Source organism: Gordonia caeni (assembly GCF_039537105.1).
Taxonomy (GTDB): Bacteria; Actinomycetota; Actinomycetes; order Mycobacteriales; family Mycobacteriaceae; genus Gordonia; species Gordonia caeni.
On the sequence record NZ_BAAAZW010000004.1, the window covers coordinates 36,494 to 50,902 of the forward strand.

Sequence of the window (14,409 nt, forward strand, 5' to 3'; positions counted from 1 at the left end):
GGCCGGGGCGAGACCTCAGCTGCTGCGACCGGCGTCCACCAGCAGCGCGGTGGAGCCGCGCTCGACCAGGTGCACCGGCAGCACGATGTCGCCGGGCACCGAATCGGGTTGCTCGATCCGGCGCAGCAGCAGGCCGACGCCGGCGGCGCCGATCTCACGCGCCGGAGTGACCACCGTGGTCAGCGGCACCGGCAGCTGTGACGCGAACGGGATGTCGTTGTAGCCGACCACGCCCAGCTGGTCGGGAATGCGCAGGCCCAGGTCCCGGGCGACACCGAGTACGCCGATCGCGATGGAGTCGCTGACCGCGAAGATCGCGTCGGGACGGTCCGGGGCGTCGAGCATGAGCGTCGCCGCTTCGACTCCACCGGCCACCTCGAAATCGGTGTGGGTGACGTGATGGTCGGCGATGTCGACACCGGCCCGCGCCAGAGCATCGAGGAAGCCCGCGACGCGGTCGTGCCCGGTGGTGGCGTGCGGCGGCCCGCCGATCACCGCGGGCCGCCGGTATCCGCAGTCGATCAGGTGACGGCCGGCGAGGTAACCGCCGTGCCGGTCGTCGCCGGCGACGTACGGCAGCCCCGAGTTCGCGTGCCGGTTGAGCGCCACCATCGGCACCGACAATCCCAGAGCAGAGACGAAGTCGGTCGCCGGGCTGTGCAGACTGCTCAGAAGCAGCCCGTCCACCTGGCGGCCCGCGAGCAAGTCGATCGCGGCCCGCTGCTCCTCGGGCTCGTCCGGCGGGCTGCTCAGCAGGAGCGAGTAGCCGGACTCGCGGGCGGCCTGCTCCACCCCCTGATACACCGTCGCGACCACGCCGTCGGTGAGACGGGGCATCACCGCACCGAGCGTGGTGGTCCGTCGGGTCCGCAGGCTGGCCGCCCACAGGTTGGGCCGGTAACCGAGTTCTGCGGCGACCTCCCGCACCCGCAGCGCGGACTCCGACCAGCCGTCGACCGGTTCGGACTGGCGCAGCACCCGGGAGACCGTCGAGACGTGGACACCGGCGCGGTCGGCCACCTCGCGCAACGTCGGCGCGCGCCGGCGCGCGGTGCGGCCGGAATCCGATGTGGGCACGTGCGGGAACCCTTCTGCGGGGAGAGATGAGGCGTCGTGGGGTCAGCCTATCGCCCGAAACCTCCGGATCGAGCCGGGGATTGACTCGAATCGGCGTGGATGGTTACTCTCACTCCATCACAGTGCAATCGTTTGCGCAATGCATTGCAAGCGAATGCGACAGTGAATGCCGTACCGCCCCACCAGACAGGAATCGTCATGGCCGACACCCGTACCGTCACCCAGCTCTTCGCTCTCGATTCGCTCCTCTCCGACGACGAGCGCCAGATTCGCGACACCGTCCGCCGGTTCGGCGACGAGAAGATCCGCCCGCACGTCGCCGAATGGTTCGAGGACGCCCGCATCCCGGCCAAGGAGCTGGCCCTGGAACTCGGCGGTCTCGGCGTGCTCGGCATGCACCTGGAGGGCTACGGCTGCGCGGGCATGAGCGCCGTCTCGTACGGTCTGGCCTGCCTGGAGCTCGAAGCCATCGACTCGGGGATCCGTTCCCTGGTGTCGGTCCAGGGCTCGCTCGCCATGTTCGCCATCCACCACTGGGGCAGCGAGGAGCACAAGCAGGAGTGGCTGCCCCGCATGGCCGCCGGCGAGGCGATCGGCTGCTTCGGCCTCACCGAACCCGACTTCGGCTCCGACCCGGGCGGCATGCGGACCCGCGCGGTCCGCGACGGCGACGACTGGGTACTCAACGGCGCCAAGATGTGGATCACCAACGGCTCGGTGGCCGACGTCGCCGTGGTCTGGGCCAACACCGATCTGGAAGAGGGCTCGCGCGGCATCCGCGGGTTCGTCGTCCCGACCGACACCCCCGGATTCACGGCGCCGGAGATCCGCGCCAAGATGTCGCTGCGTGCCTCGGTGACCTCCGAGCTGGTCCTGCAGGACGTGCGGCTGCCCGGCTCGGCCATGCTGCCGGAGGCCGCGGGCCTGCGCGGGCCGCTCAGCTGCCTCAACGAGGCCCGTTTCGGCATCATCTTCGGTGCCATCGGCGCCGCCCGCGATTGCCTCGAGACGGCCGTCGACTACGCGGCCAGCCGCCTGGTCTTCGACAAACCGCTGTCGGCCTACCAGCTCACTCAGGCCAAGCTCGCCGACATGGCACTGGAGGTGGGCAAGGGACACCTGCTGGCCTATCAGCTCGGCCGGCTCAAGGATGCCGGCGCCGTGGAGCCCGCACAGGTCAGCCTCGGCAAGCTGAACAACTGCCGCGAGGCCATCAAGATCGCCCGCGAATGCCGGACCATCCTGGGCGCCAACGGCATCACCCTCGAATATCCGGTCATCCGGCACGCCAACAACCTGGAGTCGGTCCTCACCTATGAGGGCACCTCGGAAGTCCACCAGCTCACCATCGGCCGCGCCCTCACCGGCGAAGCCGCCTTCCGGTGACGCCGGACGAAGATGCTCTCGGCGGGCTGCTGATCGCCGACTTCGGTCGGGTCCTGGCCGGACCGTACGCGACCATGCTCCTGGCCGACTTGGGAGCCGAGGTGATCAAGATCGAGCGGCCCGACGGCGGCGACGACACCCGTTCCTGGGGACCGCCGTATGCGGGCGGGCAGGCCACCTACTTCCAGGCGGCCAACCGGAACAAGACCTCGGTGGCCCTCGACCTGCGCACTCGGGACCACCTGGAGATCGCTCGTGATCTCGCCACACGCGCTGATGTGGTGGTGGAGAACTTCCTGCCGGGCACCATGAACCGGCTCGGGCTCGGATACGAGGAGGTCGCCGCGGAGAATCCGGGCGTCGTCTACTGCTCGATCACCGGCTTCGGCGGCGACAACGACCTGCCCGGCTACGACCTGCTGGTGCAGGCCGTCGGTGGGCTGATGAGCGTCACCGGGCCGTCGCCGGAGGAACCGACCAAGGTCGGTGTGGCACTGGTCGACATCGTCACCGGCCTGCACGCCGCGGTGGGCATCCTGGCGGCGCTGCGGCACCGCGACCGCACCGGCCGGGGGCAACGGGTGGAAGTCAACCTGCTGTCCTCGCTCCTGTCGGCCCTGGCGAACCAGAGTTCCGGGTACGTCGGCGCCGGGGTGGTGCCGGCGGCGATGGGCAACCGTCATCCGAGCATCGCGCCCTACGAACTGGTGCCGACCGCCGACCGCGCGCTGGCTCTGGCCGTCGGCAACGATCGCCAGTTCGGCGCGCTGGTCGCCGAACTCGGCGCTGCGGGACTGGCGGAGGACCCGAGGTTCGCCGGCAACTCCGACCGGGTGGCCCACCGCGCGGAACTGCTCGAGGCGCTGATCCCTCTGCTCGCCGCCGACACCGCCGACCACTGGTTCACCCGTCTCACCGCGGCCGGTGTGCCGTGCGGTCCGGTCAACGACATCGGCGAGGCCTTCGCGCTGGCCGACCGGCTCGGGCTGGCGCCGATCGCCACGATCGACGACCCCCGCCGCGACGGCCCGGTCGCGACGGTGGCCAACCCGATCGGACTCTCGACGACGCCGCCCACCTACCGGAGCGCGCCGCCGCAGCTGGGCGAATCGGCGCCCTAGCGACCCGGCGGCGAAACCGGTTGGCCGTCCCGCCTCCGCATCCGGCAAGCTCGTACGGGTGAGATCCTCCCCGACCCGGCTGCCCCGGGTCCTGCGGCCGTTCGCGCTGCGCCAATACCGGTGGCTGGCCGCCGGCCTGGCGCTGGCGCTGTTCGGTGACGGGGTCTGGCTGATCGCCCTGGTCTGGCAGGTGATCGGCCTGGGCGGCGGTCCGGGGGTGGTCTCCCTGGTCTCCGGTGTCGCTGCCGTCGGCATGATCGTGGCCACCCTGTTCGGCGGCGTGCTGGCCGACCGGGTCTCCCAGCGCAAGATCATCGTGGGGCTGGAGACGGTGAAACTGATCGCCTTCGCATCGGTGGGAATCGCCTCGCTGCTCGGCGTGCTCTCGTACCCGCACCTGGTGGGTGCCGCGCTGCTGGGCGGGATCACCACCGGCATGTATTACCCGGCCTATTCGGCCCTGCTGCCCCGCGTGGTGGAGGCGGCGCAACTGCAGGCCGCGAACGGCGTCGAGGGCTTCATGCGCCCGGTGCTCTTTCAGGCCGCCGGCCCGATGATCGCCGGCGCCGTCATCGGCGCCGCATCGCCGGGCGCCGCCATCATCGTCGGCGCGGTCGCCTGCGTGGGCTCCGGCGCCTGCTACCTCGCCATGAGTCCGATCCCCCGCACCGACGCCGTCGCCGGCGAGGACGCCCCGGCGGCCGCCCGCGAGGCCGGTCACCCGGTCCGCGACATCCTGGCCGATCTCGGCGAGGGATTCGCCTACATGTGGCGCACCCCGTGGCTGTGGGCGTCGCTGTTCTACGTCTCGTTCCTGCTGTTGATGGTGATGGGCCCGATCGAGGTGCTGGTGCCGTTCGCCCTGCGCGACCGGGCCGGCGGCGACGCCTCCGACCACGCCCTGGTCCTCGCCGCCTTCGGCGCGGGCGCGGCCATCGGCGCTTTCATCTTCGCCTCGATCCCCATGCCGCGCCGCTACCTGTCGGTGATGTTCGCCTTGTGGACGGTCTGTTCGGTGCCGATGGTGATCATGGGGTTCGCGGAGCGGACCATCTGGTTCGTGGTGGCAGGCTTCCTGATCGGCCTGATGCTCGACGGCCCGATGGTGCTGTGGGGCACCCTTCTGCAGCGTCGGGTGCCCACCGAACTCCTGGGCCGCATCTCCGGTCTCGACTTCTTCGTCTCCGCCGCCTTCATGCCGGTCTCGATGGCTCTCGCTGCCCCGGTGAGCCACTGGATCGGGCTCGGCGCGACCTTCGCCGTCGCCGGTCTGCTGCCGGTGCCCGCCGCGATCGTGTTCTATCTGTCCGCGCGCCTGTGGCGCGACGAGATCGCCCACCCCCTGCGCGTCCCCGAGATCGAGGTGCCGCTGCCCGGCGCGTCATCCCGATGACGACCTGCTGTGACATCGGCCTCTATCGGCGAACGCGGCCGCTTGGGTAGCGTTCGCGGTGGCCGATACCGGAGGGGCACACCATGGAACAGTTCTCACGCGGCGAGCTGACGTTCGACGTCGTCGACTCGGAGACCGGACGCGACGGCACCATCGTGCTGCTGCACGGCTTTCCGCAGACCTCCCAATCGTGGCGGGCGGTCACGCCGCTGCTGAACGCCGCGGGATATCGCACGGTGGCCCCCGACCAGCGCGGCTACTCGCCCGGGGCACGCCCGAAAGGACGCGCCGCCTACCGGACCTCGGAACTGGTCGACGACGCCGCCGCCCTGATCGGTGACCTCGGCGACGGGCCGGTGCACCTGGTCGGCCACGACTGGGGCGCCGCGGTGGCCTGGGGGCTGGCCGCGAGCCGACCCGACCTCGTCCGGTCCCTCACGTCGGTCTCGGTCCCGCACCCGGGCGCGTTCATGAAGTCGCTCCTGTCCAGTGACCAGTTGCTGCGTTCCTGGTACATGGCCGCCTTCCAGCCGCCGATCCTGCCCGACCTGCTGGTCAGTCGTTTTCCCGGCGCCTTCGACGGCATGCTGCGTCGCGCCGGCATGGATTCCGATCAGCTCGCGGACGTGCACCGCCTGATCCTCGACAGCGGCGCACTGCCCGGCGCCCTGAACTGGTACCGCGCGATGGCGCTCAGCACCCCGCCGGATCTCGCCCGCCGTGTCGCCGTCCCCACCACGCACGTGTGGGGTGCGCTCGACACCGCGCTGGCCCGCCGCGGCGCCGAACTCGCCGCCGACTTCGTGATCGCCGACTTCCAGTTGAAGATCCTCGACGACGCCGGCCACTGGATTCCCGAGCACAACGCCGCCGAACTCGCCGATATCATCCTCACCCGGGTCGGCCGCTGACGACGACTTCCCGCTGCCGGCTCACGACTGGTTCTGCGCGCCCGCGAAGTAGGCGCGCAACACGCCGACGGTCTCCGGCGGCGGGAAGTCCTCGTCGTTCGCACCGAGCGGGCCCACCTTGACCGTCCACTGCGGACCGGACTCGTCGAAGACGTCCTGCCCCTTGGTGAGCACGGTGTTGTTCTCCCCGTCGCAGCCGTAGGCGCCCAGGTAGCCGTCGGAGCGACCGCCCCACGCGCCGCCGTGCCGCAGTGTGCAGCGGACGCCGTCGGCCAGCTCCACTGCCCACGGCCGCGGGGCGGCGGGTTTGCTCACCGGCGACAGCGCGACGTTCGAGGTCATCTGCCGCAGCGTCTTCTGCCAGGGATCGGTCCCGCACAGCAGTTCGGTCGCCGAGGCCGGCGTCGCCCAGCAGGTGTGCGCGCCCGCGGCGTTGGGGCTGCACTCGTAGATGTCGTCGGACACCGCCGACGCGCTGGGCGTCATCGGATCGCAGTTCACCTGCCCGCCGGCCCCCGATTCGACGGTCCAGCCGTCGCGGGGCTGCCCGTCGCGTCCGACGGCCACGACGGTGATCGTCTCGGTCGGAGGGGTGCTGGAACCGTCGCCGTCGTCACTCCCGGAAGTGGTGGGCGCAGCCGTCGTGTCGGTCGCGGTCTCGGTCACCACGGTGGTCACCACATCCGGCATCTCGTCGACGGTCTCGCTGGACGAGCAGCCGGCGAGCACCGTCACCATCGCGGCGAGCGCCGCACCGCCGCCGAAGAGTCTGCTGCGGACCTTCATCGTCAACCTCCTGCTCGTGCTCGAAGAAGCTCCGCCACCCGATCGCTGAATGCGACCAGCAGCGCACGCTCCACGTCCGTCGGGGTCTCCCGGATCGTGTCCACCTGGGCGGCGACGGCGTCGTCGAGCGGCCACCCGTACACGCCGCCGCTGATCAGCGGGAAGGCCAGGCTCTCGGCTCCGAGCTCGTCCGCGACGGCCAGGACACGCCGGTAGCACGACACCAGCAGCGACCGGTCTCGTTGTCCGGCCGCATGATTGGGCCCGACGGTGTGGATCACCCAGCGTGCGGGAAGATCACCTGCCGTGGTCCAGCCGGCGTCGCCGGTGGGCAGGCCGTCGGGGAAACGCGCCAGACAATCGGCCAGCACGTCCGGGCCGCCGGCGCGGTGAATGGCGCCGTCGACACCGCCGCCACCGCGCATGCGGTTGTTCGCCGCGTTGACCACCGCGTCGACGTCGAGCGCGGTGATGTCGGCGCGCACCACCTCGATCCGGACCATCTGTCGAGCGTAACGCCGAGGCCGCCCGGCGATGCCGGGTTCACCGGCCCCGCAACGGCAGCGATCGGCCCGCGCGGCCCGGCCGGTCCTGCATAGTAGAGACACAGCCCCTCAGCGAAGGCCCCCAGCGACGAAGGAGACCACGATGGCGGACGATTTCCCGCTCAGCGAAGGCACCACCCTGACCACCGCCGTCTTCGGCGTTCCCGTCGGCGGCCTGGTGCAGGTGTGGACCGACCAGCCCACCGTCTGGCGCCTGCTCGATGCCGCCGCCTTCTCCGACGCCGTCGGCAAGGGCTCCGTCGCCCGCACCCAGATCTCCCCGGGCCGCTACCGCGAGGCCTGCCTGTTCGACGTCGAGACCGGGACCCTGGTGATCCAGGATCGTGAGTTCACCGAGCGCACCGACGCCGGGTACCAGATCGGCGGCCGGGTGTTCACTGCCGAACCGCCGAGTGAGGTCTTCGGCGACCCGTGGGAAGACCTCAGCACCGCGGTCTTCCGCGCCGCCGGAGAGGCCTTCGCGCGCGGTGAACTGATCGTCGTCGAACCCGGTGGGTGGGACGACTCCGACGGCCGCTATTGCCTGATCGGCGCCTTCCACGACGAGGGCGTCGACCAGATCGTCCTGGAGACGGCCCCCGCGCCCACCGGCAGCGAGGTGTGGCCGGCCGCCGACGACGAGACCGGCCAGACCATCAGCGCGCCGGCCAGCGACGATTCGCTCCGCGGCGCCGGCACTCTCGCCATCGACGCGGTGAACCGCTGGGGCGTGGCCCCCTGGGACGTGACCATCACCTACGTGGTCCCGGCCGAGGCCTTCACCGAGAAGTAGCCGGCGCGGCACCGGCCGAAGGTCAGTCGACCGCCATCTCGCCGAGCAGATCCCACTCGTCGCGGTCCATCACCACGTTGCGCACGCGCGGGGTCTCCTGCAGCAGCGGGGGAAGCTCGTGCTGTGCCTTCTTGAAGTGATCGCTGGTGACGTGGGCCTCGGCGGCGTCGTCCCGGAACGCCTCCACCAGAACGTACTCGTCGGGGTCGTCGAGGCTGCGCGACCACTCGAACCACAGGTTCCCCGGCTCGGCGCGGGTGGCCTCGGTGAACTCGGCCGACAGCTGCGCCCAGTCGTCGGCGTGCTCGGGCTTGACCTTGAACTTGGCGACGATGAAGATCATGTCTCCAGTCTGGCACTCCGGCGCGGCCAGAACGGGACTTCCGATCTAGACTCGATGGGTAGTCGCCGCGGTTCGGCGGCATCGGGAGGAGGCGCACAGTCATGAACGACGAGCACGACGACGACTTCGTGGGCTGCGAGACATGGGAGGCTATGACCGCCTGGCTCGCCGACTCCCTGCCCGAGATTCCGGTCGGCGTCACCATCGACTTCGGGCCCAAGGACATGCGTCTGGACGACGATCTCGACGCCGACGACTACCCGGACGATCCGCCCGAAGCCCTGTGCGTTCAGCTCGTGGTGATGGAGCGCGGGCGCTTCTTGGTCCGGCGGTCGCACGTGGTCATGGAAGCGACCAGTTACGTCCATCACGACGCGAGCGCCGCCACACCCAACCTGTGGTTCGACGAGGACCCGATCGGCGATTGCACGGCCGGGGCGATCTACGTCGACGATCCGCAGCTGGCCGCAGAGATCTGCGTGACCTGGCTGGCCTCCGAGGCCGGTGACGAAGGGCCCCGCGACTTCGGTTTCGACGTCAGCGAGGCCACCCGCCTGCCCGGGCTGCCGGCCGTCGGCACCGGCTGGACCATCGACGACTTCCTGCGCCGCCTCGGCCACTGATCATCCCGGGTCGATCACCCCAGGTGCGCCTGCACCCCTGCACTGCTGCGGTCCAGCCGTTCCAGACGGCCTTCGGTCATCGAGGCGATCTGATCGACGACGACGCGCATGCGCGCGGCCTCGGTGGCGGCCGCCTCCCACGACGGCAGGAAGACCGCGTCCAGCCCTCCGGGCGCCGTGTTCAGCAGGAGGGTCGCGACGCGGTGGATCCGCTCGCGCTGGCGCTCCTGCTTCGCCCGGTGACTCCGGTCGGAGAAGATGAACCGGAGCGCGACCGTCTTGAGCATCGCTACCTCGGCCGCGATCTCCGGGGGAACGGTGAGATCCGCGTCGTAGCGGCGCAGCGGCCGGTCCCCTTCCACGGCGCGCGTCGCGGTGATCGCCGCGGACGCGAACCGGCCGATCAGTTCGGAGGTCAGCCGCTTGAGCGCGACCGACGAATCCAGTGAGCCGTCGAAGGAATCGGCCGCCTGGAAGATGTCCATCTGCGACATCCGCTGCGCGGCCTCGACCATCGCACCCGCATCCGGGCCGTCGAAGTACCGGACGGCGAGCTCGGCGAGCTCGTCCTGATCGACGCGAGAACCCAACTCGCGCAAATCGATCCGGCCGCTGACCACCCCGTCCTCGAGGTCGTGCACCGAGTAGGCGACGTCGTCGGACCAGTCCATCACCTGGGCCTCGAGGCACCGACGGCCGGGCGGGGCGCCGCGGCGCACCCATTCCAGCGCCGGTTCGTCCTCCACATAGGCGCCGTACTTGGTGCCCGGCGCCTCGCGGCTCCACGGATACTTCAGCGTCGCGTCCAGGGAGGCGCGCGTGAGGTTCAGGCCGGCGCTCACCCCGCCGGGTCCGAGGATCTTCGGCTCGAGCGAGGTGAGGATCCGCAGATTCTGCGCATTGCCCTCGAATCCACCGAAGTCGCGAGCGACCTCGTCGAGCGCCCGCTCGCCGTTGTGCCCGTAGGGCGGGTGCCCGATGTCGTGGGCCAGACCGGCCAATTCCACCAGGTCCGGGTCACACCCCAGCCCCACGGCGATCCCGCGGCCGATCTGCCCCACTTCCAGCGAATGGGTCAGCCGTGTCCGCGGGGTGTCGCCTTCGCGCGGCCCCACCACCTGGGTTTTGTCGGCCAGTCGCCGCAGGGCCGCGCTGTGCAGCACGCGTGCGCGATCGCGCGCGAAGTCGCTGCGATGGTCGGTCGCCGGACTGGACCGTTCCACTTCCTTGAGCGCCTCGGAGACCACGCGCTCGAGGTCGTCTCCGCGGTACTCGGCCACCGGCGGGCCGGCGAAGTCAGACATGGGTGGTCTCGACTTCGCTCGACCCGCGACAGGCAGCCCTCAGCCGGCGGCGGGCAGATCTCGCCCCACCGGGAGTGGGGTGCAGAAGGGCCGTCAAGTCAGCTGTTGGTCCAGCCGCGGCTGGAAGCGAGGTCCATCAGCTTGTTGCGGATCGACGTGATCTGGCGCGCGGTCAGGTCCGGTGCGGAGTCCAGCAGCAGTTCGGTGATCTCGTTGAACAGCGGACCGGTGTGCCGCGGGCGCCGCGGGCCACGGTCGTCGCGATCGCGCCGGTCGCCGCGGTCGCCGCGGTCGAAGCCGCCGCGCCGGTCGCCCCCGCGCCGGTCGTCACGGTCACCGGAACGGCCGCGATGGTCGTCGCGCCGCTGGGCACGCTCGACGGCGGGCTCACCGGGCGGAGCCTCTTCGGTGACCTTCACGTTCATGGCCTTGGCGCCGCGGTCGGTGTCCTCGACGTCGAACTCGACCTTGGCCCCGGGGCGCAGCTGGCCCTCGTCGATGCCCTGGATGTCGTTGATGTGCAGGAAGACGTCCTCTCCCCCGGCCTCGGGCGAAAGGAAACCGAACCCACGATTCGGGTCGTAATGCACGACCTTGCCGCTGACACTCACCACAAACTCACTCTCCGTGACGCCGACTCGGTCGGGCCCCTTGCCCGCGCAGCGTTTCACTGCCCCTAACTATGCCCTATCGCCACTGCTCACACGCGCTGCGGAGCGGACTGGGCGCGGCCGAAGTCCACCGGCCCCTGTCGTAGGCCCCTGCTTCACTGGGGACGTCCGCCGCACACGGGCGGCGGCGCATCGATCGGGGGATCAACGATGACACTCAACCGCAGAATCAGTACCGGCGACCTGGCCCGGGTGCTGGCCGAGATCCGCGCCCAACTGCCGCCCGAGTACGACCCGTACCACGACTACTGGGCGGCCCCGTACGACTGCGACTGCTGCGCCGCCGCCCTCGACGACGTGGCCTGCCCGGAAACGTTCCTGCCCGAGGATCAGCACGACGCGGGACATCCCCCGCTACCGAAGCTGCGCCGCGCGGGCTGATCGCCGCACGCCGGACAACCGCTCGTCGCCGTCGACCCGGTGTGCCAGGATCGGGGCGTGCGTACTCGCTATCAGCAGGTGGTCTTCGATGGCGGCGAGCCCGGCGCCGACGCAGCGTCGGCGGTGGAGATCCAGGACGTCACCGAGCGGGAGATCAGCATGCTGACCGGAGCTTTTCAGCTCCATCTCGCCACCGTGACACCGAGCGGATGGCCGTACGTCCAGTACCGCAGCGGTCCGCGCGGCTTCGTCCACCACCTCGGCGGCAATCGTTTCGGGTTCGCCGACCTGCGCGGCAATCGGCAGTTCGTCACCGTCGGCAATCTCGCGGGCGATCCGCGGGTCGCCGTGTTCGTCGCCGCTGCGCAGGCGGCTGAAGCTCTTCGGCACCGCCCGGGTGCTGACCGCCGACGAGGATCCCGGTCTGTTCGAACGGCTGCACCGCGTCGGAGAGGGACGGCTCGCCGGTCGCGCCGAGGCGTCGGTCGTGATCGACGTGGAGGCCTTCGACTGGAACTGCGGCCGCAGCCTGGTTCCGCAGACACCGCCGACGAAGTCCGCGAACGGACCACTCCCTACCGCGACGAGATCGCCGACCTGAGGAGTCAGGTCGACGACCTGAAACGACGGCTGGCAGCCGCCACCGGAAACCCTCAGACGCCTGAACGCCCTCGGTGACCGTCCGGGGTCAGGCGCCGAGCAGCTTCACCGCGAGGTACTCGACCACCTTGTCCAGCGCGACGCGCTCCTGGGCCATGGAGTCGCGCTCGCGGATGGTGACCGCGTTGTCCTCGAGGGTGTCGAAGTCGACGGTGACGCAGAACGGCGTGCCGATCTCGTCCTGGCGGCGGTACCGCTTGCCGATGCCCTGGGCGTCGTCGAACTCGATGCTCCAGTGCTTGCGCAGTTCGTCGGCCAGCTCGCGCGCCTTCGGCGAGAGCGCCTCGTTGCGCGACAGCGGCAGCACCGCGACCTTGATCGGCGCGAGACGGCGATCGAGCTTGAGGACGGTGCGCTTGTCGGTGCCGCCCTTGGCGTTCGGCACCTCTTCTTCGGTGTAGGCATCGCACAGGAAGGCCATCATCGACCGCCCGAGGCCGGCCGCCGGCTCGATCACGTACGGGGTGTAGCGCTCGCCGCCGGCCTGGTCGAAGTAGCTGAGGTCCTCGCCGGACTCGCGGCTGTGCGTCGACAGGTCGTAGTCGGTGCGGTTGGCGATGCCCTCCAGCTCACCCCACGGGTTGCCGGAGAAGCCGAACTTGTACTCGATGTCGGTGGTGCCCTTGGAGTAGTGCGACAGCTTCTCCAGCGGGTGCTCGAACAGGCGCAGGTTGTCCGCGTCGATACCGAGGTCGGTGTACCAGTTGAAGCGGGTGTCGATCCAGTACTGGTGCCACTTCTCGTCCTCGTCGGGCTTGACGAAGAACTCCATCTCCATCTGCTCGAACTCGCGGGTGCGGAAGATGAAGTTGCCGGGCGTGATCTCGTTGCGGAAGCTCTTGCCGATCTGCGCGATGCCGAACGGCGGCTTGGTACGCGCCGTGGTCATCACGTTCTTGAAGTTCACGAAGATGCCCTGGGCGGTCTCCGGGCGCAGGTAGTGCAGCCCCGCCTCGTCGTCGACCGGGCCGAGGAAGGTCTTCAGCAGTCCCGAGAACGCCTTGGGTTCGGTCCAGGCGCCCTTGACTCCGCAGTTCGGGCAGGCGATCTCGCTCATCGGGGCATCGTCCGGATTGTCCAGGCCCTTCTTGAGCGCGTACGCCTCCTGCAGATGGTCCTGCCGCTGACGGTGGTGACAGTTGGTGCACTCGATCAGCGGATCGGTGAACACCTCGACGTGCCCGGACGCGACCCACACCTGCCGCGGCAGGATCACCGACGAGTCCAGGCCGACCACGTCGTCGCGGGAGGTGACCATGGCGCGCCACCACTGGTCTTTGATGTTGTTCTTCAGCTCCACGCCGAGGGGCCCGTAGTCCCACGCCGAGCGCGTACCGCCGTAGATCTCACCGCACGGGAACACCAGGCCGCGCCGCTTGGCGAGGTTGACGACGGCATCGACTTTGGACTGCACAGCCACGGTTAACAGATCTCCACGACGTAGGGATGGGGTCAGGCTCTCGGCCACCGCACAGCGGTCGCCGGGTTTGCCGTCCAGGGTAGTCATTGGCGCAAACCGGAGCGCGGGTGGCCCGGAGAGAAACCCGGCCCGGCCCGCAGATTGACAATCGTTTTCAGATAGAATGAACTCCAGCCCGTTCCCCGGAAGGACCGTGAATTGTGAGTTCCGCGATGCCGTTGACCGGCGCCGACCCCCGCGGCGCCGCCGCCCACAGCGCAGCCAGCGACCTGCTGCGTGCCCTCGCCGCGCCGGCCCGGGTGGCGATCGTCCTCTCCCTCAACGAGCGCGCGATGTGCGTGCACGAACTCGTCGACGCCCTGCACCTCAATCAGCCCCAAGTGAGCCAGCACCTGCGCGTGCTCAAGAACTCCGGCGTGGTGGCCGGCCACCGGCGCGGCCGCGAGGTGGAATACACGCTGGTCGACGACCACATCGCGCACATCGTGACCGACGCCCTCACGCACGCGACGGAAGGCCACGCCGCGGGGGGCCACGCCGCAGGGGGGCACACGGAGGCGCCGGCATGACCAGGACCAAACCGGTCACCGGGCAGCGCACCACCCGCCAGCGGTCCGCGATCGCCGACCTGCTGACGCAGACCGACGACTTCCTGTCCGCCCAGCAGCTGCACGACCTGCTGGTGGCCCGCGGCGACTCGATCGGCCTCACCACGGTCTACCGCAATCTGCAGGCCCTGGTCGACGCCGGCCAGGTGGACGCGATCTGGGACGGCTCCGGCGAGACCCGGTACCGCCACTGCTCCGACGACCATCATCACCATCTGGTCTGCCGGGCCTGCGGAACCACCGTCGAGGTGCAGGCCGAACCGGTGGAACGCTGGGCGGCCTCGATCGCCGAGTCCCACGGCTTCCACGACATCTCGCACACCGTCGAGATCTTCGGAATCTGCTCCCCCTGCACCGGAGAGCGTGCGGACGACGACTGAACGAGGC

At 70.0% G+C, this 14,409-nt stretch carries 18 protein-coding genes; 10 read left to right on the forward strand and 8 right to left on the reverse strand.

The features are described 5' to 3' along the window. Positions 1 to 15 precede the first annotated feature (15 nt). On the reverse strand, positions 16 to 1,077 hold the full coding sequence (locus ABD732_RS07185; protein ID WP_344782096.1) for a LacI family DNA-binding transcriptional regulator: 1,062 nt from the start codon (positions 1,075 to 1,077) through the stop codon (positions 16 to 18). 198 nt (positions 1,078 to 1,275) lie between these two features. Here ABD732_RS07185 and ABD732_RS07190 point away from each other — a divergent pair, with 198 nt between their 5' ends. From ABD732_RS07190 to ABD732_RS07205, 4 genes are all read left to right on the forward strand, one after another. Further along, positions 1,276 to 2,463 (forward strand): acyl-CoA dehydrogenase family protein, encoded by a 1,188-nt coding sequence (locus ABD732_RS07190; RefSeq protein WP_344782098.1) that lies wholly within the window; start codon positions 1,276 to 1,278, stop codon positions 2,461 to 2,463. After that, positions 2,460 to 3,584 carry a CaiB/BaiF CoA transferase family protein gene (locus ABD732_RS07195; protein WP_344782100.1) on the forward strand — a complete coding sequence of 375 codons (1,125 nt, stop codon included), beginning with the start codon at positions 2,460 to 2,462 and terminating at the stop codon, positions 3,582 to 3,584. The genes ABD732_RS07190 and ABD732_RS07195 overlap by 4 nt, the downstream gene beginning before the upstream one ends. Before the next feature lie 58 nt (positions 3,585 to 3,642). Continuing rightward, on the forward strand, positions 3,643 to 4,977 hold the full coding sequence (locus tag ABD732_RS07200; RefSeq protein ID WP_344782102.1) for an MFS transporter: 1,335 nt from the start codon (positions 3,643 to 3,645) through the stop codon (positions 4,975 to 4,977). 83 nt (positions 4,978 to 5,060) lie between these two features. Beyond that, positions 5,061 to 5,888, forward strand: coding sequence for an alpha/beta fold hydrolase (locus ABD732_RS07205; RefSeq protein ID WP_344782104.1), 828 nt, complete (start codon positions 5,061 to 5,063; stop codon positions 5,886 to 5,888). Between the two features lie 21 nt (positions 5,889 to 5,909). Here the strand turns inward: ABD732_RS07205 and ABD732_RS07210 are convergent, their stop codons facing one another. Together ABD732_RS07210 and ABD732_RS07215 are read right to left on the reverse strand one after the other, a co-directional pair. Continuing rightward, a complete protein-coding gene (locus ABD732_RS07210) occupies positions 5,910 to 6,674 on the reverse strand; it encodes a hypothetical protein (RefSeq protein ID WP_344782106.1) in 765 nt (254 codons plus the stop codon). Positions 6,675 to 6,676: 2 nt separating this feature from the next. After that, positions 6,677 to 7,177, reverse strand: a complete 501-nt coding sequence (locus ABD732_RS07215; RefSeq protein ID WP_344782108.1) for an O-acetyl-ADP-ribose deacetylase — start codon at positions 7,175 to 7,177, stop codon at positions 6,677 to 6,679. A 145-nt stretch (positions 7,178 to 7,322) separates the two neighbouring features. Between ABD732_RS07215 and ABD732_RS07220 the strand changes: the two genes are divergently transcribed. Next, positions 7,323 to 8,012, forward strand: coding sequence for a hypothetical protein (locus ABD732_RS07220; protein ID WP_344782110.1), 690 nt, complete (start codon positions 7,323 to 7,325; stop codon positions 8,010 to 8,012). Positions 8,013 to 8,034: 22 nt separating this feature from the next. Here ABD732_RS07220 and ABD732_RS07225 read toward each other — a convergent pair whose 3' ends face one another. Then, complete coding sequence (locus tag ABD732_RS07225; RefSeq protein WP_344782112.1) at positions 8,035 to 8,355, reverse strand: putative quinol monooxygenase; 321 nt, start codon at positions 8,353 to 8,355, stop codon at positions 8,035 to 8,037. A gap of 101 nt (positions 8,356 to 8,456) precedes the next feature. On the opposite strand from ABD732_RS07225, the gene ABD732_RS07230 reads away from it, so the two are divergent. Then, positions 8,457 to 8,978 carry a hypothetical protein gene (locus ABD732_RS07230; RefSeq protein ID WP_344782114.1) on the forward strand — a complete coding sequence of 174 codons (522 nt, stop codon included), beginning with the start codon at positions 8,457 to 8,459 and terminating at the stop codon, positions 8,976 to 8,978. Positions 8,979 to 8,992: 14 nt separating this feature from the next. Here the strand turns inward: ABD732_RS07230 and ABD732_RS07235 are convergent, their stop codons facing one another. Then, on the reverse strand, positions 8,993 to 10,282 hold the full coding sequence (locus tag ABD732_RS07235) for a deoxyguanosinetriphosphate triphosphohydrolase (RefSeq protein WP_344782116.1): 1,290 nt from the start codon (positions 10,280 to 10,282) through the stop codon (positions 8,993 to 8,995). Positions 10,283 to 10,380: 98 nt separating this feature from the next. Further along, on the reverse strand, positions 10,381 to 10,893 hold the full coding sequence (locus tag ABD732_RS07240; RefSeq protein ID WP_344782763.1) for a cold-shock protein: 513 nt from the start codon (positions 10,891 to 10,893) through the stop codon (positions 10,381 to 10,383). Between the two features lie 210 nt (positions 10,894 to 11,103). Here ABD732_RS07240 and ABD732_RS07245 point away from each other — a divergent pair, with 210 nt between their 5' ends. Then, positions 11,104 to 11,334, forward strand: coding sequence for a hypothetical protein (locus ABD732_RS07245; RefSeq protein WP_344782118.1), 231 nt, complete (start codon positions 11,104 to 11,106; stop codon positions 11,332 to 11,334). Here ABD732_RS07245 and ABD732_RS18795 read toward each other — a convergent pair. Further along, complete coding sequence (locus tag ABD732_RS18795) at positions 11,308 to 11,724, reverse strand: hypothetical protein (protein WP_486326938.1); 417 nt, start codon at positions 11,722 to 11,724, stop codon at positions 11,308 to 11,310. The genes ABD732_RS07245 and ABD732_RS18795 overlap by 27 nt on opposite strands. A gap of 7 nt (positions 11,725 to 11,731) precedes the next feature. Here ABD732_RS18795 and ABD732_RS07255 point away from each other — a divergent pair, with 7 nt between their 5' ends. Continuing rightward, complete coding sequence (locus ABD732_RS07255; protein ID WP_344782802.1) at positions 11,732 to 11,935, forward strand: hypothetical protein; 204 nt, start codon at positions 11,732 to 11,734, stop codon at positions 11,933 to 11,935. 87 nt (positions 11,936 to 12,022) lie between these two features. Here the strand turns inward: ABD732_RS07255 and ABD732_RS07260 are convergent, their stop codons facing one another. Beyond that, complete coding sequence (locus ABD732_RS07260) at positions 12,023 to 13,414, reverse strand: glycine--tRNA ligase (RefSeq protein WP_344782120.1); 1,392 nt, start codon at positions 13,412 to 13,414, stop codon at positions 12,023 to 12,025. Between the two features lie 212 nt (positions 13,415 to 13,626). Between ABD732_RS07260 and ABD732_RS07265 the strand changes: the two genes are divergently transcribed. Together ABD732_RS07265 and ABD732_RS07270 are read left to right on the forward strand one after the other, a co-directional pair. Further along, on the forward strand, positions 13,627 to 13,983 hold the full coding sequence (locus ABD732_RS07265) for an ArsR/SmtB family transcription factor (protein WP_344782765.1): 357 nt from the start codon (positions 13,627 to 13,629) through the stop codon (positions 13,981 to 13,983). Further along, on the forward strand, positions 13,980 to 14,402 hold the full coding sequence (locus ABD732_RS07270) for a Fur family transcriptional regulator (RefSeq protein WP_344782122.1): 423 nt from the start codon (positions 13,980 to 13,982) through the stop codon (positions 14,400 to 14,402). Before ABD732_RS07265 ends, ABD732_RS07270 begins: the two co-directional genes overlap by 4 nt. Positions 14,403 to 14,409 lie beyond the last annotated feature (7 nt).

What these genes read in the sequence shown, in the direction of transcription:
- ABD732_RS07225 (WP_344782112.1), bottom strand. Translation starts at nt 8,355, where the DNA reads ATGATCTTCATCGTCGCCAAGTTCAAGGTCAAGCCCGAGCACGCCGAC.
- ABD732_RS07270 (WP_344782122.1), top strand. Translation starts at nt 13,980, where the DNA reads ATGACCAGGACCAAACCGGTCACCGGGCAGCGCACCACCCGCCAGCGG.
- ABD732_RS07265 (WP_344782765.1), top strand. Translation starts at nt 13,627, where the DNA reads ATGCCGTTGACCGGCGCCGACCCCCGCGGCGCCGCCGCCCACAGCGCA.
- ABD732_RS07220 (WP_344782110.1), top strand. Translation starts at nt 7,323, where the DNA reads ATGGCGGACGATTTCCCGCTCAGCGAAGGCACCACCCTGACCACCGCC.
- ABD732_RS07235 (WP_344782116.1), bottom strand. Translation starts at nt 10,282, where the DNA reads ATGTCTGACTTCGCCGGCCCGCCGGTGGCCGAGTACCGCGGAGACGAC.
- ABD732_RS07230 (WP_344782114.1), top strand. Translation starts at nt 8,457, where the DNA reads ATGAACGACGAGCACGACGACGACTTCGTGGGCTGCGAGACATGGGAG.
- ABD732_RS07205 (WP_344782104.1), top strand. Translation starts at nt 5,061, where the DNA reads ATGGAACAGTTCTCACGCGGCGAGCTGACGTTCGACGTCGTCGACTCG.
- ABD732_RS07215 (WP_344782108.1), bottom strand. Translation starts at nt 7,177, where the DNA reads ATGGTCCGGATCGAGGTGGTGCGCGCCGACATCACCGCGCTCGACGTC.
- ABD732_RS07210 (WP_344782106.1), bottom strand. Translation starts at nt 6,674, where the DNA reads ATGAAGGTCCGCAGCAGACTCTTCGGCGGCGGTGCGGCGCTCGCCGCG.
- ABD732_RS07245 (WP_344782118.1), top strand. Translation starts at nt 11,104, where the DNA reads ATGACACTCAACCGCAGAATCAGTACCGGCGACCTGGCCCGGGTGCTG.
- ABD732_RS07190 (WP_344782098.1), top strand. Translation starts at nt 1,276, where the DNA reads ATGGCCGACACCCGTACCGTCACCCAGCTCTTCGCTCTCGATTCGCTC.